The 21214-nt window shown below is 45.9% G+C and carries 14 protein-coding genes and 1 pseudogene; 3 read left to right on the forward strand and 12 right to left on the reverse strand.

The window, feature by feature from the left end:
* Together NDJ01_RS03215 and NDJ01_RS03220 are read left to right on the forward strand one after the other, a co-directional pair.
* Positions 1–279: pseudogene (locus NDJ01_RS03215) on the forward strand (hypothetical protein); the annotation flags it as partial.
* 4 nt (positions 280–283) lie between these two features.
* Positions 284–1930 (forward strand): BatD family protein, encoded by a 1647-nt coding sequence (locus NDJ01_RS03220; RefSeq protein ID WP_258586245.1) that lies wholly within the window; start codon positions 284–286, stop codon positions 1928–1930.
* Between the two features lie 58 nt (positions 1931–1988).
* On the opposite strand, the gene NDJ01_RS03225 is transcribed toward NDJ01_RS03220, so the two are convergent.
* The 6 genes from NDJ01_RS03225 to NDJ01_RS03250 form a co-directional block, all read right to left on the reverse strand.
* Positions 1989–2648, reverse strand: a complete 660-nt coding sequence (locus tag NDJ01_RS03225) for an outer membrane beta-barrel protein (RefSeq protein ID WP_256899164.1) — start codon at positions 2646–2648, stop codon at positions 1989–1991.
* Position 2649: 1 nt separating this feature from the next.
* Positions 2650–4770, reverse strand: a complete 2121-nt coding sequence (locus tag NDJ01_RS03230) for a GGDEF domain-containing protein (RefSeq protein WP_258459227.1) — start codon at positions 4768–4770, stop codon at positions 2650–2652.
* Between the two features lie 330 nt (positions 4771–5100).
* Positions 5101–5850, reverse strand: a complete 750-nt coding sequence (gene pstB / locus NDJ01_RS03235) for a phosphate ABC transporter ATP-binding protein PstB (protein WP_005397884.1) — start codon at positions 5848–5850, stop codon at positions 5101–5103.
* 60 nt (positions 5851–5910) lie between these two features.
* Positions 5911–6774, reverse strand: a complete 864-nt coding sequence (gene pstA / locus NDJ01_RS03240; protein WP_005397882.1) for a phosphate ABC transporter permease PstA — start codon at positions 6772–6774, stop codon at positions 5911–5913.
* Between the two features lie 22 nt (positions 6775–6796).
* Complete coding sequence (pstC, locus tag NDJ01_RS03245) at positions 6797–7729, reverse strand: phosphate ABC transporter permease subunit PstC (RefSeq protein ID WP_006741921.1); 933 nt, start codon at positions 7727–7729, stop codon at positions 6797–6799.
* A 103-nt stretch (positions 7730–7832) separates the two neighbouring features.
* On the reverse strand, positions 7833–8654 hold the full coding sequence (locus NDJ01_RS03250) for a phosphate ABC transporter substrate-binding protein (RefSeq protein ID WP_005397879.1): 822 nt from the start codon (positions 8652–8654) through the stop codon (positions 7833–7835).
* A gap of 328 nt (positions 8655–8982) precedes the next feature.
* Here NDJ01_RS03250 and NDJ01_RS03255 point away from each other — a divergent pair, with 328 nt between their 5' ends.
* On the forward strand, positions 8983–10626 hold the full coding sequence (locus tag NDJ01_RS03255) for a methyl-accepting chemotaxis protein (RefSeq protein ID WP_258586246.1): 1644 nt from the start codon (positions 8983–8985) through the stop codon (positions 10624–10626).
* Positions 10627–10726: 100 nt separating this feature from the next.
* Here the strand turns inward: NDJ01_RS03255 and NDJ01_RS03260 are convergent, their stop codons facing one another.
* From NDJ01_RS03260 to NDJ01_RS03285, 6 genes are all read right to left on the reverse strand, one after another.
* Positions 10727–11299, reverse strand: a complete 573-nt coding sequence (locus NDJ01_RS03260; RefSeq protein ID WP_104972889.1) for a DUF1566 domain-containing protein — start codon at positions 11297–11299, stop codon at positions 10727–10729.
* A 1-nt stretch (position 11300) separates the two neighbouring features.
* Positions 11301–12734, reverse strand: coding sequence for a DUF1566 domain-containing protein (locus NDJ01_RS03265; RefSeq protein ID WP_258586247.1), 1434 nt, complete (start codon positions 12732–12734; stop codon positions 11301–11303).
* 25 nt (positions 12735–12759) lie between these two features.
* A complete protein-coding gene (locus NDJ01_RS03270; protein WP_258586248.1) occupies positions 12760–15012 on the reverse strand; it encodes a proprotein convertase P-domain-containing protein in 2253 nt (750 codons plus the stop codon).
* Positions 15013–15024: 12 nt separating this feature from the next.
* The gene (locus tag NDJ01_RS03275) at positions 15025–17163 is read right to left on the reverse strand and encodes a TonB-dependent hemoglobin/transferrin/lactoferrin family receptor (protein WP_258586249.1); all 2139 of its coding nucleotides are present in this window, start codon (positions 17161–17163) and stop codon (positions 15025–15027) included.
* Positions 17164–19161, reverse strand: a complete 1998-nt coding sequence (locus NDJ01_RS03280; RefSeq protein ID WP_258586250.1) for a prolyl oligopeptidase family serine peptidase — start codon at positions 19159–19161, stop codon at positions 17164–17166.
* A gap of 326 nt (positions 19162–19487) precedes the next feature.
* A complete protein-coding gene (locus NDJ01_RS03285) occupies positions 19488–20831 on the reverse strand; it encodes a DEAD/DEAH box helicase (RefSeq protein ID WP_047009779.1) in 1344 nt (447 codons plus the stop codon).
* Positions 20832–21214 lie beyond the last annotated feature (383 nt).

A 21214-nucleotide genomic window follows, 5' to 3' on the forward strand; every position in this document is an offset into this window, starting at 1 on the left:
AAGTCTCAAAACGGTGAGAAGGAAGAGCAAGGACAACAGTCACAAAATCAGCAAGAATCTGAAAATAAAACAGAAAAGCAAAAAACAGAGCAGCATCGACCGAAACGAGGTGAAAAGCAGGCTCAAGTGCAGCCAAAAAACACGCATCGGGATAATCCTGAATTCCGTCGTCTAGAAGCAGTCGAAAGCGCTCGCGATCCAAGCTTTTTGATTCGTGCACAAATGCAGCTTCAAGCTCAACAAAAACAACCTCCACAACAATCTCAAAAGGAGTGGTAAGCCCGTGATGAACAAAGGCGTACAACTGATCTTTATTCTTGTGGCCAGCCTATTATCCAGCTTCTCGGTGATGGCACAGACGCTTCAAGCAAGCGTCAATAAAACACAAGTTGCTAAGAATGAAGTGATCAACCTCAGAATCATGGCAGATACTGAGCTCAGCTCAGATGCAATTGACTTTAATGTACTTGAGAACGACTTTTTCTTGGGTCAACCTCGTTATGGGCGCTCTAGCAATAACATTAACGGAAGAAAATCTGTACGTACTGAGTGGAGTATCTCGATTGCGCCGATGAAAGAAGGTGTTCTGACTATTCCGAGCTTTTCCGCAGATGGTATGAGAACGGAGCCAATAAAGCTTCGTGTCACCGCAAGCCAAGCTGAACCCAATCTCGATGACCTATTTAGCTTTAATATCAGTGTCGACAACAGCACGCTGTACCCTCAGCAATCTGCGACATTACGTATGCAGCTTTTGATCAAAGCGGATACCCGCCGTCTTGATAACCCACAAATTGTGCCTCCACAGATTGAAGGCATGAAGCTTGAAGCTATTGGTGGCTTACAGCAGGGACAAAAGATCTTAAATGGATTAGAAGTAGCGGTCATTGAACAGTCGTTTCGCTTAACGGCGAATCAGCCGGGTACTTACACCTTGATAGGTCCTAGACTGACAGGCTCTTACATTTATGGCGACAGCTTGACGGGCTCTACCAAGATCATGCCAATCAACACCAAAGCTGAGCAAATGCCTATCGAGGTAAAACCAATTCCAAGTGAATTTGAAGGGGAATGGCTTCCAGCTTCAGCGTTAGAAATGACGCAGAGCTGGCAAGACGATCAAGGTAATCCACTGTCGGTTAATGCGCTCAACACTGTCAAACAGGGCTCTTCACTCACTCGAACCATTCAAATTAAAGCTCGCGGAACACAAGCCGAATACCTTCCACGAGTAAGTATTGATTATCCAAGTTCGCTGCGAGTCTACCCAGAACAGCCTCAATTCGACAGCGCGAGAGATGGCACCGTTATCATGACAGTGAAGCAAGTCATTATCCCCACTGAGGCTGGGTCATATACCTTGCCGGGATACCATTTGAACTGGTGGGACAGCCAAAATGATGAAGCGAAAAAAGCGACGTTACCAGAGCTACAATTAGACACAGAGCAAAGTGACACCGGGCTTATCACATTGCCGGAGTCGCCTCTGCCAACACCACCTGAGTCAGCCATCAGTCCCGAACCAAACGGTGGAGTGAGCAGCCTCTGGCAAACCCTGACCCTTGTTTTCGCTGGACTTTGGGTGGCGACGTTAGGAATCGCGATTTGGGCATGGAAGAAGCGTCCTATGACGGCGAGTAAAACGGTTTCGAATACCGAGCAACCTCTTTGCGTTGATGCGTTGAAAAAAGTCATCAATGAAGGGGACGCTGCTAAAATTGAACGCTCAGTAAACGAGTATCTAAACACTCACCGAGACAGGTTAAGCCCTGGTGATGCGCAAGCCGTAAAACAAGAGCTTGACGCCATGAACCAAGCGCGTTTTAGTGCCAATCAACAACCTTGGCGTCCAGACTCGCTACTGGCAAAAATTCAAAACCTTGGCAAAGCAAACGTAACGAAAACCGACCACCAGCTAGAAAAACTATAAAGAAAAATGGCAGCGCTCTAAACGCTGCCATTGTTATTTTCAAAGAATCAAAATGTGTTTATAGACGATAAACAATATTTAAATTAACACCGCTTAAATCTAATCCTTTGTCATCATAAAGCTTAATCCATTCAATTTGCAGTTCTAATGGTGTTCCTTTATTAAATGCAAATCCAACCCCATATTGCAAATCTTCATCACTGTCAGAGATTCCGTCCGCTGACACTGTTATTTTCCCGTATCCTAGTAACCCATACAGGTCTACATTTTCACCCAAAGGAACCAAACCTTTTGCCAACAAAGCAAAATTACGTTCCACCTCAACTGAAATGCCATATAACTCATCATCAGATACGCTTCCATAACCTCGGACTTCAACACCAAAGTTTTGATGGAACCTGTAGCCAAACATCGCGCCTAGAAGAGAGTTATTCAACGAGTACGATCCCAAAGAGCCAAGATTTATATCAGCGTCGGCGTACTGATAGCCTACCCCCAAATATCCAAAAGGTTCAAATTCACTTACACTATTATATTGCTTTCCTTGAGATACTCCGGTGAAACTCAACGCCAACATTGCTAGTAACACACTACCTTTTTTCATAATCACACCCATACCAATCAAGTTGCACACTGCAATATAAAAGTAGTGGACAAGATAGATACCAGCAATAAATTTACAAATAAAAATAACAATAGTGGACAAATTATTGTTCACGTCACGCCACTATTTGATCTTTTTGCTCATATCGCCTTACGCAATTTCGACCATGACTCTTCGCTTGATAGAGTGCCTTATCCGACAGCTGGTAAAGATGGTCGAAATTAAAGTCTTTGCCTTTCGTTTTGTAGCAAGAATAACCGACTGACACAGTGAGCAACTCCCCTTCTGGGTTGTGTTGGTGTTTGATGCCTTCATCTTCAATGCATTGACGAATACGTTCCGCTCTCTGCTTTACCGCCTCTTGATCAGAGCCGATCATTAGTAACACAAACTCTTCTCCACCAATGCGACAGAAAACCTCGTCTTCACCTTTGGTATGATGATCCAAGATATGACCCACGCGCATTAGTGCGATATCCCCTTCGAGATGGCCATAGTGATTGTTAAACAAGCCAAAGTGATCAATATCAATCAGGATAAGACCAAAGAACATCGCTTCCTCACACTCTAGCGCGCAATATTTCTGCATCACATGTTCTAACATACGGCGATTGCCAAGACGTGTCAGAGGGTCAAGTTTAGAAAGCACCTCAAGCTGTCGGTTGGCTTCTTCCAACTCTTTGGTTCGGTTCTGTACTTCTAACTCCAGGTTTTCGTTTAATCCGCGAATCGCCTCTTGCGCTTGAGTGCGCTGCAAAACCTCCGCTAGACTGGAAGCGAACATACGAATCACTTCACGTAGCTGAGAAGTCAGCGGCGCGCGCGTCAATAAGTTATCAACGGCAATAAAGGCGATGGGCCCGCTGCTATTCGAAGTCAAAACCGTCATCGCAGCCCAGCCAAAGCCGACAATATTACAGTCATGATAAATAGGAACGGATTCCTCAAATGCAACTTCACTAGGTACGGCGCGAGCTAAATTGATCAACGAAAAGTCTTGTGTCTCACCAAAGAAATAAGACTCATCCACCACATTGCCTTGAATGTCAGTCCCCCAAGTACCTTGCATGTATGAGCAGTTTTCATCGGTCAAAAACACCGCCATCCGATCAATACCAAGATTTTTGATGGCAAAAGTGACGGCCGATTTACATACATCACTGACGGTTGTACAGCGTGATAGCTCAACCATGCTTGAATGCAACATACGCACGTTCTGCTCTTGGCGCTTTCGAATGTAAATTTGTGAGAAAAGGGAGCCAAACGAGTCCAACATCTGTTTTTGATACGCTGTTATCGGCTTGCGATGAATAAAGTTATCAAGCGCGAACCAACCAAATGGCTCATTGCCATCACGTAGAATCAACATCGCGTTCCACCCCTGCCCAACCACTTTACCAGCTGTGTATATCGGCGCATCTTCCACGATCACTAGGTTGCTCTCAAGGCTTGACAGCGCAGCGATGTATTCTTCGCTCAGTTGGTGTAAATCGTATTGCGTATGGAACTCATCAATGGTGATGCCTGATTCATCCGTGCCGTATGTTCCACTGAAACTGCGCTTTTTCATGTCTAGCAGCATCAGTGTGGAGCGATCAAACCCCAACCGTTGACGTAGCGCTTCGACGGCTTTGTAATACAAATCTTTTAAGGAATCAGGGTTGGAGATCTCGAGTGCAACTTGCTGAACTAACTTCATGTTCTCGATAAAGCGCTCGCGTTGGTTAATTTCATCGACATATTGCGCTTCACGAATGTCTCTGTGTCTCATCTCTTGCGACGCATTTTTCTCGGCGCGAATGCACTGCCAACGCGCCGCTGCAAGCTGCATTGCATCATAGCTTTCTTCATAGATATTGTGTGCCGTGCGAGCATGAACAGATTGAATCAGTAGGTAGGTGCGTTTGATAGGCGTGTTATCGAGCATCATTATATAACTATCTCCACCTAAATCTTGGGTGTGGTTCCAGTTACAAGTATTGATCGCCAGAGGAATGATGCTTTCAGAAGTGTCAAACTGACTCGCCCACTCCCAGAAGCTGTCAGGATAGCTTTGGATTGGGTAAAGCTCCCCGCGAGAGAAACTCACAGAATAACGGGGATTGATTGAAGGATCTTCAAAAATGGCTAAGGCTTGAGGGGAGAACAAACTCTCTAGATGATCAAATATCGCCTCCGCTAATAAGCGATGATCCCTCGTTGAAGACACTTTTCTTGTAAAACTTCTTAAACTCACCCTACCAACCTAATCTACTTTTTTATTCTCGATAAAAAACTACTTAGGCCATCATATGCAATCAATACAATCAAATTTGAGCTGTTAAGTCATTCGCAAAATTATCAGACTTAGTTTCACATTCGAGAGCTCTTCAGCACTTTTATAACCGCATTTCACATAAGTTACATGTTCTATAAAAAAGGGAGGGATATTTGTGCTTCCTTGCAAGAATTATTGGTATAGGTTGGTGTTATAAATCCGCAGCTTGAAAAGAAAAAGGCCCCTCACAAAGAGGGGCAAAGTTACCATCGCTTATAGTTATTTAGTTATGCTTGTAAATATGGCGAATTAACCGAAATCACCATTTACGTAGCCTTGAGTTCGGTCGTCTTGAGGGTTGCTGAAGATCACTTGAGTATCGTTATGCTCAACCAGCTCACCCATTAGGAAAAACGCAGTGCGGTCAGAGATACGACGCGCTTGTTGCATTGAGTGAGTCACGATAACGATGGTGTAGTTCTTCTTCAGCTCTTCCATCAGTTCTTCGATTTTATGTGTCGCAATTGGGTCAAGTGCCGACGTTGGTTCATCCATCAGGATTACGTCCGGCTCCATCGCGATAGTACGCGCGATACACAGACGCTGTTGCTGACCACCCGATAGACCAAATGCGTGTGACTTCAGACGATCTTTCACTTCGTCCCAAAGTGCTGCGCCGCGTAGTGAACGCTCTACCACTTCGTCAATGTGTTTCTTGTCTTTGATACCTTGAGCACGTAGGCCGTAAGCCACGTTTTCGTAGATGCTCATCGGGAATGGGTTTGGCTTCTGGAACACCATGCCAACCTTGATGCGAAGATCCGCGACATCAATGTTGCCGTAAATGTCTTCGCCGTCCATCGCCAATTTACCCGTAATTTTCACGCCTTCGATTAGGTCGTTCATGCGGTTCAAACAACGTAGAAGCGTTGATTTACCACAACCTGACGGGCCGATAAGTGCCGTTACTTGGCGAACTGGAATTGGTAGGTTGATCGATTTCAGTGCTTGGTTTTCACCGTAGAATAAGTCTAGGTTTTCAATATCAAATTTGTTCATTTTCTTAATCTCTTAAATCTTGAATTCGTGTCTTTTAACGTGCGTTCTTAATTAGTGTTGTTAGTAAGTTGCGGTGTTAAAACGTCTAGCAATCAGTTTCGTTACCATGTTGATCAGAAGAACAACCACGATAAGCACTGTTGCGGTACCGTAAGCCTGATTCCATTCTTCAACGGTAAACAGTTCGGTAGTCAGTTTGTAAAGGTGAACGGTTAATGTACGACCTGAATCCAATAAAGAATCCGGAATACGTGCAACCATACCTGCTGTCAGGAATACTGGAGCAGACTCACCAATGACACGACCAATACTTAGAATGACCGAGGTTAAGATACCTGGCATTGCACTCGGAAGAATCAAACGCCAGATAGTGTAAATTTTTGAAGCGCCAAGGCCGTAAGAGCCTTCACGATACGTTTGAGGCACTGCCATTAGTGCTTCTTCCGTAGTACGGATGATCACTGGCAGAATAAGAATACTTAGAGTCAGTGCACCCGACAGAATCGAGAAGCCCAGACCAAGAATTGCCACGAAGAACGTCATACCGAACAGACCGAAGATGATCGACGGGATACCCGCCAACGACTCAGTACAGAATCGGATAATCTTTACCAATCGGCTACCGACTTTCGCGTATTCGGTTAAGTAGATTGCCGTCATGATACCCAGTGGCGCCGCTACCGCGATGGATGCGATAACCATGTAGATGGTCGAGACGATCATCGGGAAGATACCGTGCTCTTCACCAGTACGTGTGTAGTTATCAGTAATGAAGTTCCAATCTACGTGTTGTAGACCATTTGATAGGATGTACCAGATAATCCAGAACAAAAAGCCTACCGTTAGTGCAGCCGAAATCCAAACCAAAGCGTTAAAGACGTTATCTTTGAACTGGCGAGCTTGTTTTAGTTTTGCGCGATCCATAATAGTCACCTTTAACGAGCGATTACTTCGCTTTTTCTCGGTTTAGGTAAAGAAGTACAGCGTTCAACGACATGATGAAGACCAGAAGTACAACACCGGTGGCGTAAAGAGCGTTGGCGTGAATACCGCTTGCGTAAGACATTTCAATCGCGATGTTTGCGGTTAGCGTACGTGCCGAATCTAGGATGCCTTCTGGCATAGCAGGTGCATTACCCATCACCATGATGATCGCCATTGTCTCACCTAGAGCACGGCCAATACCCAAAATCACACCCGTCATGATCCCTGAACGAGCCGCTGGAACGAGCAATTTGAAGATTGTGTAGATTTTCGAAGCGCCAAGTGCCAAAGAGCCTTCTTTGTATGCACGAGGCACAGCTCGAATAGACGTTTCAGATACCGTGATTACGGTCGGTAGAATCATCACACCAAGCACGATGATACCTGCCAAAATCGTGTTACCCGCAGGGACATTAAAGATGTTTTGAATCAGCGGTACGATGATGACCAAACCAAAGAAACCATAAACCACAGACGGGATACCTGCCAAAAGCTCAACTGCAGGACGAATAATATCCGCAAGACGCTTTGGTGCAATTTCGGCAATAAAGATAGCCGTCAGCACACCAATTGGCACACCGACGATTACCGCACCTGCCGTCGATACAATAGATGCAACAATCATTGTCGCAACACCGTAAAGTGCAGGCGGCAGCCAGTTTTGTCCAAGAACGATGCCCGATACACCAGCTTCTTGGAATGCCGGGATACTTTCTCGAACAATAAAGTAAGCAATAACGGCTAATGAGACGATGCCGATAACGGCACTGGTTAGGAACAAGCCGTGGAAGATACGCTCTTTCCAGTCTACGCGACGTTTCTCGCGCAGGCCGGGCTTGCTGATAGCTTTAGCGTCAGTATTCATAAGCTTTTCACTATTTGTTGCGATGGTCATTTAAAAAATCTCACGGTTCTGGGCGTTTTGCCGGTGAACACTATGGATAGAAAAGGCTCAGCCCTAAATGGTGGGCTGAGCAAACTTAAGAGTCCCGATAAAATTAGTGAACTGAGATGTAACCGTTTTGGTCAACTAGCTTTTGCGCATCTTCAGTTAGCATCCAGTCTAGGAATTTTTGCGTTTCAGCTGATGGCTTGCCTTCTTTGTAAAGAACAAGGAATGGACGAGCTACTTTGTAAGAACCGTTTTTCACGTTAGCCACTGTTGCATCAACACCGTCGATTGCTAGAGCGTTAACTGTGTTGTCTACCGTACCTAGTGAAATGTAGCCGATTGCGTATGGGTTAGATGCAACCATTGTTTTGAGTGCGCCGTTACCGTTTGCAACTTGAGCACGTTGAGAGATAGCTGATACCTTCTTACCAGAAATCTTCATTTTAAGAGACATGATGTCTTCAAATGCGCCACGAGTACCTGAAGCCGTGTCACGAGTAATTGCTACGATTGGCTTGTCTGCACCACCGACTTCTTTCCAGTTTGATACTTCGCCTTTGTAGATTGCAGTCACTTGCTCTGCTGTTAGGCCAGGCAGTTTGTTTTGTGGGTTAACAACCACTGCGATACCATCACGAGCAACCACTTCTTCTATTAGTGTTGATTCTTTTTCAGAGTCTTTTAGATTACGAGAAGACATACCAAGGTCTGCTGAACCATTTTTTGCTGCTTTAACACCAGCTGAAGAACCAGGGCCTTGAACTTCGATAAATACGTTAGGGTTCTTCTTCATGTACGTTTCAGAGAAAACTTCCATCAGTGGAGTTACGCTGCTAGAACCCACTGCAGAGATAGTTTCTTTAGCAGAAACAGGAGTCACTGCCATTGCGCCTAGAAGTGCGATTGCACCGATTACTGTCTTTTTCATCACAATTTCCTTAAGTGGCTTTATTGCCGTTGTGTTTCACTTGAACGGTGCTCACTTTAGAATTTGAATATGACAGTTGTGTTTCACTTAGTTGAACCCTCTATGACACGTTGTCATTTCTGTATATTAATTCCGCGACTGATCCCTCTACCGTTTTTAGCTTAGCGCTTTTATAAATTGCCGCGCGCTCAAAATGATAACTCCATCGATTTTGGTACATTTCATAACAATTGGATATGAGTAAGTCATTGATTTGACGAGTATGGCAATTAAAATCGAAATGCTTATTTATAAAAAAGATAATAATCAAACCGATAGAGGGTCAATCATGCGTCAATTTCTTAGTACGCTTTCTATTAAACTTCAGGTCTTTTTACCTGTTCTATTCACCGTTGTATTACTCATCATTGGATTGAGCGTCGGAATCGGCAAGCTCGACCAAGCATTCAATAAGGTTTCCACTTCCACCAACAAGCTGATCATTCATAAAGAGGAACTCAGCGCCATCGTAGACAACACCTACGCTATGCGCATCAAAGCCATTTACAGTCTATTTAGAGCCGAAGATGTCCAATCTCTCAACCAAGAACTGTCTGAACGACAAAACAAAAACCGCGATTTTCTGAATTCCATCGATAGCCTCCCAGGCGTTCAAACCGAAGTGAATGCTATGCGCAAAGCCATGGATCACTATGTTGATTTCACGCGCGTCACCATGACACCTCTGCTCACCACCAAACACTCTTCTGGCTACACCACATCCGATTTCAATCAAAAGTACGAATCTGCGATGGCAGAATATCGATTGGCTGGCGAAGCAATGATCAACGCCATCGACAACCTGTCTAAACAATTGAATCAAATCGTCACCGATGAAGTGGAAGCGAATGGCGAACAGCATTCAACCACGCTCACTTACAGTGCGGTTTCACTTGCGGTGATCTTGAGTGCTGCTTCGCTTATTAGTTGGATACTAGCCAGCTATATCGTTGCACCGATTCGTAACCTTCAAGGAACCATGCAAGAAGTCGCGAAGGGAAATCTATTGGTTAAAGCCGAAGCCATCGGAAAAAACGAAGTGTCGCAACTGGCTCAGGATGTAAACCAAACCATCGACAAACTGCGTGAAACCGTGAGTGCATTAGTTCGAATTAGTGAAGATGTGGCATCAGCATCGACCGAGTTAGCGACTGTTATGACTCAAAGCAGCGTTAACTCAGATCAAGAAAAGCAAGAAGTTGAGCAAGTGGCTTCGGCAATCAACCAACTAGAATCGACTGCAGCTGAAGTGTCGACCAATGCACAAGAAGCCGATAGCGCATCAAATCAAGCACGCATGCTTACCTCACAAAGTCTGAGCATGTTTGAGGAAAGCACTCGCGCAAGCGAAAAAATGGCAGAACAACTCAACGAAGCCGCAGCCGTCGTGACATCGCTGAAAGATCAATCAGAACACATTGGTCGCGTGATCGAAGTGATTGAAGGCATTTCTGAGCAAACCAATTTGCTTGCACTGAATGCAGCGATCGAGGCTGCACGAGCGGGCGAAAGTGGCCGAGGCTTTGCGGTAGTCGCCGATGAAGTACGTATGTTAGCGGCGCGAACTCAGGAATCGACGAAAGAGATCCAAACCATCATCGAAGAGCTTCAGCAGCAATCTGGTCACGCGAATGAAAGCATGCACTCTAGCTTAGCCATGTTGTCAGACAACCAAGCTCTGGCACAAGAAGTTAGCCAATCACTTGCTAATATCAGTAATGCTATCGCCGCTCTGAACTCAATCAACACGCAAGTGGCGACCGCATCAGAAGAGCAGAAACAGGTCACGGCCGATATCAACAACAACTTAACGAACATCTATGAGCTGGTGAGCCAGAACGTAACTGGCATTACGCAATCCGCCGCTGCCGCTCAAGAACTGTCTGGTTTAGCAGAAAACCAAAAACATCAGCTTAAGCAGTTCCAAGTTTAAATCTCTGAACAACACGATAAGTTCCAAAGGTTAGAAAAGAAAAAGCTCCGCACTGGCGGAGCTTGTTAACATCTGGATTCGTGAAAATCCAACGGGGTGATTACTCCTCGTCAGTAACCAGCAGAACAGAGGAAATGTTCGTTGACTCTAGTGGGTTCCAGTTGTAAACCTCACCATTAAATGAATCAAACACCATAACGTTTGAGCCATCACCGTTTGGTGTGTTACTCCAGATGTAACCAGCATAGTCACCCACCTCTAGCGTGTAGCCACTTGCGAATGCACTGCCGTTCATCGCAGGGCTATGGCAAGCACGTTCTGTCAACGCGACCAACTCCTTAATGTTTGGTATGCGCCAATTCTTTTTGCCAGCGAAGTCATATAAAACATGATTACCTGATTCATTGCGGATTTGCTCAGCGGTTGATAGCGCTAACTGCCATGACATCTTAGTCGCAGCGCCATCACAAGCTTCGTTTGCCGCATTCCACGTTGAACCAACAGGGCAACGCATCCATGTTAGACCTGTTTTTAGGTCTGTTACGGTACCGCTCTCAGAATATGTATAACGCGTGTTAGGTGCCGTTTTAGCAAAGTCAGTAGAACACTCTTGTGCAGCCATTACAGTTTGAGAAGCCAAAGCAAGAGATAGTACAGTTATTAATTTCTTCATCTTATTGGCCCTTCACTGCGACTAGACGGATTGGGAATTGGAATGACGTGCCTGTGTCACGCTCTACTTTGTCAGAATAAATTTCAACAAAGCTGACGTGGCCACGGTCAGCGCCCTTCGCTGCAACCACTGCAAATTGAAGTGCACCTTCGTAGTTAGCAGGAGAGTAATTATTAAATGTGAAATCACTTAGCCAAATAGCACCTGATTTAGCATCTGGGCTGCCTTTACCCTGTTGAGGGAAATAAGCTGTCGTCATACCATAGACATTGCCGTCGGCATCTTTCTCTGTCTCACCTAAGTCGAGAACATCGTAGAACTCTTGGTATGTTGGTAGGCGCCAGTCACTAATGCCACATAGTAATTGCTTGTTTATATGTTCAACATATTGGCTTGTTGAACATATGCCATCAGCAGCATCCACACAACCAACGACTTCAAGATCTTCGTAATACGGTTTGAATGTTGCTGACTCATACACGAATGTACGATCTTTGAATTGAACCGAGCTCGCATCCGCGCTCTTATTTTCCCAAACAAGACCAGTACGTTCGTCCATAGTGCAAGCCCACTCAGTGGCATCTGCAGCTAAAGCAGCGCCTTGTGAATCTAGCTTAACGAACTTAAAGCCCGCGCCTGTCGACGTTTGCTTGTCCTGTTTGTCGAAGCCGTATTCCGCATCTTGACCAGGGTAAGAAGCTTGAACCTCTGCAACGTCTGCAGCGCCATCAGCAAAGTGAAGAATGGCACCCGTATCGTTACTACCAACCGTTTGTTCAACAACCGCTGCAATTTCTTCAGCAAATGCACTCACTTCCGCTTCAGACAGAAGATCAGAGGCTAGCGATTTACCTTGGAAGCTAAGACTTTGAGCAAGCAGCGCTACGCCTTTGGTCATTTGTTGTGGTTGCATCGCAGCTAATAGCGCAACCGTGTTTTGCTCTAGCTTGTCTAGCTCGCTGGCTTCTGCGTTAGACATCACCGAACCATTCAGCGAAACGCCTACACTAGCCAGTTGCGCTTTAACAATCTCTTCAGCTTGAGCAACGGTTTTACCGTCAATCACAAGACCTGCGAGCAATGTTGTTACACCATTTACTGTGTTACCCGTGGCTAAGTTTTGGCCTGGAGCAGCAAGACGCAACGTTTGGTTTGAGCCTTGATCAACTTGAGCAAGAATCGTGCTAGTCAAAATGTTCTTGTCGCTTGACGTCAGGGAGAACTTACCAGCATTATCCGTTTTAGCACTCGGTTCAGTAGTATCACAAACGTAGTTCTGGTTTAAATCGATACATACTGGCGTATCAAGAAGTGTACCTGCAGAAACGATGGTGCCAGCTAAATTATAGGTCGGTGTTGACGTGTCACCACCAGAACCACCGCCACAACCAGCTAGGGCTAGTGACATAGCAACGAAAGAATATTGAAACTTCATAAATTTTGTCTTCTTTAGATTTTAATTAACGAGAACGAATCACTCTCACCATTGAAAGCAGGAAAAGTCCTACCAAGGTCCAAGGCGAACCACTGCCACCTGAACCACCACCACTGCTTTCTTTAGTGGTATCAGCACTACACTGATACTGAGCAAAGTGACTAACACCCCACTCTTTCAACACCCCAGAGTTCCCTGACACGCGATCAGATACTTCGAGACGCCAAGTACCCCAACTCGGTTGACCGACAAGTGCTTGTAACTCCTCGTCATACTGAGCGGTGAAGTAACCTTTAAACACATTGGTATTGCTTGATTGATGGCTAAGTAGCACGACCGATTTACCTTGTGGAGACACAAGCGTCACTTGCAGATCCTGCAGTGAGTCATGTTCGATGTTCAGGTAAACCGCAAACGAATCATCAATCGTGCGTGACTTGTCCGATAGTGTCTGAGAGAACAATCTGTCACCCTGCTCCGGCAAAGCGGAGTTCACTGGTTGAGGCTGGATATCGAGCTCTGGCGTACCATTAACCAGCATCAACTTTTCACTCCACTGGTGAGTCTTTAAGCCTTCAGCAAATTGGTAATCCAATGAAATAGAGGAATCGAATTGCGTGCCACATGTCAGACCGCTTGGTAACGCCACCTTCATTGAGATCGAGTCAGAAAGCGTTTCATCAAAGTCAAAAACGGATGCGTTATTTAGCTGCCATTGCCCTCTGATGCTCGCTTCGCGGCCAGTTTGGCTCAGGCTCACTCCCACGTCTTGACCTTGTGCGATGTATCGAGCGTCATAGCGAACACGAAAAGGCGCTTTAAGCAAGTTGTGTTTGTTGAAGCTGTCCGTCAGGAACTGGGCATAGTCTTTATTTGGGAACAACGTGCTTGCGGCAAACACGGTCGATTCCGCCAGATCATGCATTTTCACGCCACGACCAATGCCATACATGCCTTCAAGAACAATGGCGTCAAACTCGCGGAACACGCTATCGGTGTCATCACCGTATCGTTCAACCGATGCTTTAAGCGCTTGGAACAGTGGCGTTGACCACAGCTCATCGCCGAGTTCACCGCCCACACTAACGTGCGCTGGATACTCTGAGCTCTCGAAGTAACGCGCTCTTTGGTTCCATAAGCTACGAGTTGTTTTGCGTGTTCCGAACATACCGTCCCAGTTGAACACCGTATCTAACTCGAATTCTTGGCCACGGCGAGCTGCGTCTAAATACTGTGTTCGGTAGCTCGCGCTGCCCGCCCAGTAATCACCAACACCTTCTCCAATCGCGCCAGTGTGGCCATACGCCCAATCGGGAACGATTTGATAGTGAATCCCGTGTCCTAGCTCGTGCAAAATCACATCTGCATCCGCAGCATCCGGAGATACTCCGCCAACGCCCAACATCAGCGCACGCGAACCTGTGTAGTAAGAAGAGCTTTCTAGCGCTACACCACGTCCATCAAAACGAAGCGGCTCTTCAAATAAGTCATAGCTCAAGCTCGATAAGTACTGCAGTGAGTTGTCAAGGTGGTAAAACGTCATCAACTGCCAAAAGGCATTGTCGCCAAGCTGAGCGCTTTGCATCGCTTTTACATCAGCAAAAGATTGAACACCTTCAGGCGGCAAAATACTGCTTGTATCGCGTACGGGCTCCGCACCTACCGCAGGTGTAGGCAGGAATGCAAGTGCATCCACCTGTTTAACGCGCTCGTTGGCTAGGTAGAACTTGCCGCCAGACTGCAAAACTTGAATCTGCTTCTCAACATATTGAAGTGGCTGCGGATAATCCTCTAACGAATTCCAAGCGGAATCAGGCGCAGCTTGTTGCTGCATCGTACGTAAATCAGGATCAAAGAGTGAGACGGGAACCGTCACTAACTCACCAGAGTTCAACGCTGGCGGCTCGGTCACTTCCAATCGAACAGGCAATTCCAGTTCTGCGGCTGGCATCGCCTCACCATTACGAATCACCGTATCTTCAAGGCTTTTGAAAATACGCTCAACTTGACTGTCTTGGTTAGTCGACAGCACAATGGTGCGTTGCGGTTGATACTGCCCATCGACCCACACATCAAAGTTGTAATGATCTCCGAGCTGAGAACGAGTTTGATAGCGAAACTTAAGTTCGCCAGCGCTAGCGTAATTGGCTTGTAAGTAGCGCAGCGCTTCGGCTTGGTTCGTGACCGTAATAGCCGCGCTAGGGTAATCCCACTCGGCAGCGTTCGTCACTTGAACGCCTGCCAATGCAAGAGAAAGCGCTAAAAGTTTGAGTTTCATGCAGGGCTCCTACTAAAAGATGTACTTCGCGTTAACCGTAAAGTAACGACCTGGTTCCGTTGAGTAGCGTTTGCTCTCATCTGCTATGCCAGCAACGTCTTGGTAGCGAATGTATTCTTTGTCGAACAGGTTGATGATCGTCGCACTCAAACGAAAATCTTTGGTGATTTGGTAACTTGCCCCCAGATCGAGCGTGTTCCATGCCTCTGTTTGTGCGCATTCTGTCTTTTGTCCGAGCGACGTTTGGCAACTCGGCACACGATCCATCGAACCAGCCCAATTCCACGTCGCGAACGCATTAAAGTCTTGTTGCTGATAGTTCAGCCCAACATTGCCCTCGAAAGGTGTGATGCTACGAACGTACTCGCCTTCGGCGTCCTTTCCGTCCACATAACCAAGCTTGGTACTTAGCTTCCAAGACGAAGTGAAAGCGTACGCGGCAGAAAGCTCGGCGCCGTAGGTTTCAACGCCGTGTAAGTTTTGGTATTGCTTGATGTAGTTACCGAAGTTATCTTGCCCTGTGGTAACAACATCAATGAAGTTTTGGAACTTGTTGTAAAATGCAGAAACGTAAAGTTGCGCGCGGCCATTATCGAATTTGTTACCGATTTCAAAGGAGTCCGAAGTTTCAGCCTCTAGGTCCATGTTCGGTGCAATGACAAACGGCGTTAGCGGCACAAAGTCATGGTTTACGAAGCCATACGCTTTGTCGTATTCCGGAGCACGATAACCGTGGTTATAAGATGCATAAGCGATGTTATTGGCAAACACTTCACGAGAAATCGATAGGCTTGGAGATACCTCTGAGCTATCCATGTCTTTTAATGGGAAACCGCCCACTTCACCCTCACCGTCCGGTGTTAGACGATGCGCATCAAAGCGCAGGCCGCCTGTAATGGTCCATTTATCCAGCTCCACCATGTCTCGAACGTACAGACCAATGTTATAAGCACGAGCAGGAGCGAAAGGTTGTTTGGTCGAAGGCGTTACCCCGTTCCAATCAATCTTGGAATCGCTATCTGTGCGTTCATAATAGTCAGTAGAAAGCTCGATACCGTAAGCCAATTGGTGCTCAGCATTTGCAGCATAAATCGTATTGGTGAAATCACCACGGAAGCCAATTGTTTCGTCAATGAAGGTTTTGTGTTCTAGCTCGCGACGTCTAACAGTCAAACCATTGTGGTCAACTTGTCTCATTAAACGATTCGTGTCTTCCACCACTTCGGTGTGGCGCCAGTAGACCTTTGTATCTAACTCTTCGAACCAAGTTGGATTAATCGGTGTAACCTCTGCACCAATATAAGCGCTGTACTCTTTTGTCGATTCATCTTCTGCGAAGTCTTCGATATGCCATTTGCCATCCTTCTGTATAGATGGCGAACCTTCCAGGCGTTGTTGGTCTTGCCGATAAAGTTCGGCACGCGCTTTGACCATCACTTCATCATTGAAAAAATGATTGATGGCGTATGACGCGCTGTAACCATCCAAATCGCGGTTGTACAAATCTTGGCTGAAGTTACGCGTCTCTTCACCTTGCCAATACGCCGCGTTGACTAAGCTTTCCGTGTCGCCAGAACGAAATGCCAGATTGCTCGCACCTTTGTATTTATTGCTGATCCCCGTGTACGTGCCCGTGGCATCAACATAAAAGTCACGATCTTTTAAAAACTCGCCCGGCTGTTTGGATTTTAGAATCACAGCGCCACCGATAGCACCAGAACCTAAGACTGAGGAGCTCGCCCCTTTCACTACTTCTAATGATTCCAAATTAGAAAGATCAAACGTATCGCGGCCCACTTTGTCATTGCTGTCATTCGCACCAAAACCGTCTGCTGAGCGAATACCGTCACGAATGATCATAATGCGGTTACCCGTCATGCCTCGAATCGTGATGTTTTGTGGACGACCAGCGCCACCCGACACACTTACCCCAGGTTCGTGACGCAGCGCATCATAAAGCTCTGTTTCGCCCTTTTGTTCAATCTCTTCGCTGGTGACAACTGCGACGCTGCCTGCTAGTTCAGACATTGGTTGTTCAATCCGATTCGCCGTCACCACGACCTCTTCCATAGAGAAAACGTCAGATTTGGCGTGCACTTGGCTGGCAGCTAGTACCGAAAGTACTGCCGCTGACACTGGGGTAAGCTTCATTTACTGCTCCGCTTTAGATGTTTTAATTAGTGATAAAAGAAAGGCGTATTCTTTTGCTTGTTGTTCTTGCGCTTGTCGTGGGTCCATTTGGTGGCCCGAATTAAAATCGGTCTGCAACAAGTACGGCCCGTCGCGCTCACTTAGCGCGGAAACCTTGGCGAGATACTTGGCACCTTCCCAGTAAGGCACGCGCTGATCGATCAAACCGACTTGAACCAGCATGGGTGGGTAAGCGTCTTTATGAATGTTGAGAATTGGATCGTACGCTTTCATTAGCGCCAGTTGCTCAGATTTGGTTGGGTTACCCCATTCGCCATACTGCTGTGTGGTCAGCGGAAGTGAGGTGTCCGACATACTTGCTACCACATCAACAAAAGGTACTTTAAGCACGACACCTGAAAACAATTTAGGGTCTTGATTAACCGCTCCCGCGACCAACGTGCCACCAGCACTTGAACCGATGGCAAAAATCTCTCTATTGCCGCGTTCAAACGTTTGCATCGCCTTAGTGGCCGCGACAAAATCACCAATAGAATTGGCTTTGCGCACACCACGGCCCTGCTCGTGCCACTCATCGCCAAAGTACCCACCGCCGCGAACATGGGCGATAGCGTAAATCACGCCTTGGTCGAGCAAGCTTATGACTTGAGGCATAAAGTACGGTTTCATCGTAAAACCATATGCGCCATAGCCGTAAATCATCACAGGTGATTGCGCGTGTAATTTGTCTTTGCGATACGCTAAAGAGACCGGGACAGAAACACCATCGTACTTGATAAAAATGCGTTGGGAGACATAACGTTGACTATCAAAATCTTGGTAAGCATCTTGAGAATACAAGGTTTTAGTCAGCGTTTTTACATCGAACTCTTCCCACTGAGGAGGCGTAGTCATCGACATGCTTCGTATACGAATCTTGTTTGATTCAAAATCGCCCAACGTGCTCAACCAAGCGACATTGCCATCCTGTTCCAATGGCAGTATCACTTTTTCCTGACCTTGGTATGAATACACCGTCAATGTCGCTACGTTGTTCGGCTTACTGAGTGCCACAACTCCTGCATCATAAAGGTAGAACTGGTCAAGCGGTTCACGAAGGGTAGTAAAGCGTTGCCATGTTGCGCTAAGAGGTGCTAGATCGGTTTGATAAAGTGCAAATGTACCTTCAAGATTGCTGTTGACGTAAACGCGCCCTTTCGCCACATCCGCGTAATATTCCACGCCCGCTTCCGGCACTCTCAGTGAATCGCTTACGGTGCCCGTTTCTAGATCAACAAGCTTCTGCTCTGTGGTTGACTCGTTGTTGCTTTGCAGCACCACGTAACGGCTATCTGCCGCACGGTAGAAAGAAAGTAACCAATCTGATTTGTATTCGTGCCATACAACTGTTTTAGCCAAAGATTCAGTGGAGATGCGTAGGATCTGATGAGGTCGCTGTGTACGCATTTCCTTCGAAACGAGGTAAGCCATCTTACCATCAGGTGAAAGCAATACACCGCTATCGACGTGCGTTGCCAGCTCCGTAGATTGGCCAGAGAGTAAATCAACAACCACGGCGCGATATTGCTCGCTGCCATCAATATCTTCAGTAAAAAGCAACGTGTCTCCGCTTACTTGCCACTGCCCTACTTGATAATACGGATATGCAGATTGACGTTCAGAGAAATCAAATACTGTGTTCTCTTGTGCATACTGGTTCAAACGTGATAGCAACACATAACCACCGTCACGACGCGTTAACGTCCATTCGCGTCCATTTACGATCGACCATGGTTTATCACCTTTATCTGCCACCATGGCTTCCCACTGCGCGAGCAGATCTTGCGTCAACGTCTGATATTTTTTTTGATACTGTTCAGTCTTACGGTTCTGCTCTGTTAGGTAGGTAAGAACTCGCTCATCTTTACGAGCGTCATCTCGCAACCAATTAAAATCATTAACGGCAAAGCAAGAACTAGAGGTAATTATGAGCCCTAAAAAAACATGAGTAAATTTCATATAGAGAGCAAATTCATTTATAGGATTAATACAATGGCGCGTATTTTGCCCTTAAATAAAAATGAGATCAATTATCATTTTCATAATCATGTGAAATTTTTATCTAGTATGTGAGGAAAAACGTTTGCTTGGACCGAGGTGATAAAACTTAATATCTCTCTAAATTAGCGATCTATGCTGTTTATATAAAACCAGACAAATATAAAAGCCTAGCAAACACGTTAGTACAGAAAGACATCATTTCGCCTGGAGATAAGCATAAAAAAACCCGAGTGCGAACACTCGGGTTTTGAAAAACTAAAATCAGTTGAAAACTGGAGCGACTTTTACTCTTCAGAGTTTGGTGCCGCTGGCTTTTTCTTCGGGATGAACACATCATCACCCACTGATACGTTTTTGTAGAAACTCTTGTCACGTTTAACAGGTTTCTTAGCCGACTTCTTCGCTTGAGGGCGTGATTTCTTCGCTGTTGCTTTCTTGTTACGGAAATCTGGCTTAGGTGGCTTCAGGCCTTTGAACTTACCTTTCAGATCTTCGAATACTGAAAACTCAAGATCTTGTTGTAGGTAAGCTTCTACACGTTTAAAGCTATCCCAGTCTTTTGGACCAACAAGAGAAATCGCATCACCCTTGTTACCAGCACGGCCCGTACGGCCAACACGGTGTACATATTCTTCAGTATGCTTTGGCATATCGAAGTTAATGACGTGTGTCACTGTCGCAATATCCAAGCCACGAGAAGCAACATCTGTTGTCACTAGGATCTTGAATACCGCTCGCTCAAACTGGCTCATGATCGTATTGCGTTGAGTCTGGTTCAAGTTACCACTCAATGCAACGGCCTTCAGTTTCTTCTCGTTTAGCTTCGCTGTTAGGCGCTCAGTATCATCGCGCGTCGCCGTAAAGATGATAACTTGGCGATATTCTGCTTCTGAAAGTACGCGATCTAGAATCGCCTCTTTATGATCAAGATGATCACACAAGTAGAATTTTTGCGTGATATCTTTGTGTTCTTCGTTAGAAACACCGATAGCAATACGTTTCGGAGCATTAAGCATTTCAGCCGCAATGTCATTTACGTCTGCGTGATCCAACGTCGCAGAGAACATTAATGTTTGACGGCGACGATGCTTAGCTGCCTTATGGATACGACGAAGCTCTGGTGCAAAGCCCAAATCCAGCATACGGTCTGCTTCATCAAGGATCAGCGTTTCCAAACCTTCAAGGTAAAGCGAGCGGTGCTCTAAGTGGTCAGCCAGACGTCCTGGTGTCGCCACGATGAATTTCGGGTAACGGCGCAGTGCTTTCACTTGATCATTAAAGTTCTCACCACCCAAAATCAATGCAGCTTCATAAGATAGGCCAGCAAGCATAGAGCGAAGCTCACCATACACTTGTTTCGCTAGCTCACGAGTGGGAGCAAGAATAACTGCGCGAGGGTCTTTGGCAGAAAACGATTTTGTCTTTAAAGACTTGTGAAGCATTGGTAATACAAACGCCAAAGTCTTGCCCGAACCCGTTTTCGAAGATGCCAATAAATCCTTGCCTGCAATCGCAACAGGAATAGCCTGCTTTTGAATGTCAGTTGGTTTTTTAAAATCGTAGTGTTTTAGGTTCTTCAACAATCGGTTGTCTAGGCCTAGATCTTTAAATTGCAAAGTATTCTCCAATAAATCAGTCAGCGTCTGAGCGCTCTGTAATGTCGTTTCCGCTCTAACGCAGCAAAAAAATAAAGCTCGGTATAATACCGCAAATCATAGGAGTATAGATAGAGATCACACAAACTAATTCCCACGGATGAAAACAAAACATCCTTTGCGGCTCAATTAAGAACAAACCCTCGCTTTATTGGTCAGCTGCTTGGCTTAAGATTTAGAGAAAAGCGAGCTCAAGGTGCGCCTCTCGTTCTCCAATAAAACTGCGTAAATGGCAGTTATTTGCGCCGAGAAACTTTCATTTGTGTCAATATCGTCTAAATTATTGATATCAGGAACGTGGCAAAAACACCTGCTATGAGAACTGTTGTGGGAATAAGGGAGATGATAATTCACTC

The sequence above is a fragment of the Vibrio sp. HS-50-1 genome, from assembly GCF_024747315.1.
Taxonomy (GTDB): Bacteria; Pseudomonadota; Gammaproteobacteria; order Enterobacterales; family Vibrionaceae; genus Vibrio; species Vibrio diabolicus.

Bases quoted from the DNA above. Each gene is read 5' to 3' on its own strand.
- pstB (WP_005397884.1), bottom strand. From the start codon at position 5,850: ATGAACAAATTTGATATTGAAAACCTAGACTTATTCTACGGTGAAAAC.
- pstA (WP_005397882.1), bottom strand. From the start codon at position 6,774: ATGGATCGCGCAAAACTAAAACAAGCTCGCCAGTTCAAAGATAACGTC.
- pstC (WP_006741921.1), bottom strand. From the start codon at position 7,729: ATGACCATCGCAACAAATAGTGAAAAGCTTATGAATACTGACGCTAAA.
- NDJ01_RS03250 (WP_005397879.1), bottom strand. From the start codon at position 8,654: ATGAAAAAGACAGTAATCGGTGCAATCGCACTTCTAGGCGCAATGGCA.
- NDJ01_RS03255 (WP_258586246.1), top strand. From the start codon at position 8,983: ATGCGTCAATTTCTTAGTACGCTTTCTATTAAACTTCAGGTCTTTTTA.
- NDJ01_RS03260 (WP_104972889.1), bottom strand. From the start codon at position 11,299: ATGAAGAAATTAATAACTGTACTATCTCTTGCTTTGGCTTCTCAAACT.
- NDJ01_RS03265 (WP_258586247.1), bottom strand. From the start codon at position 12,734: ATGAAGTTTCAATATTCTTTCGTTGCTATGTCACTAGCCCTAGCTGGT.
- NDJ01_RS03270 (WP_258586248.1), bottom strand. From the start codon at position 15,012: ATGAAACTCAAACTTTTAGCGCTTTCTCTTGCATTGGCAGGCGTTCAA.
- NDJ01_RS03275 (WP_258586249.1), bottom strand. From the start codon at position 17,163: ATGAAGCTTACCCCAGTGTCAGCGGCAGTACTTTCGGTACTAGCTGCC.
- NDJ01_RS03280 (WP_258586250.1), bottom strand. From the start codon at position 19,161: ATGAAATTTACTCATGTTTTTTTAGGGCTCATAATTACCTCTAGTTCT.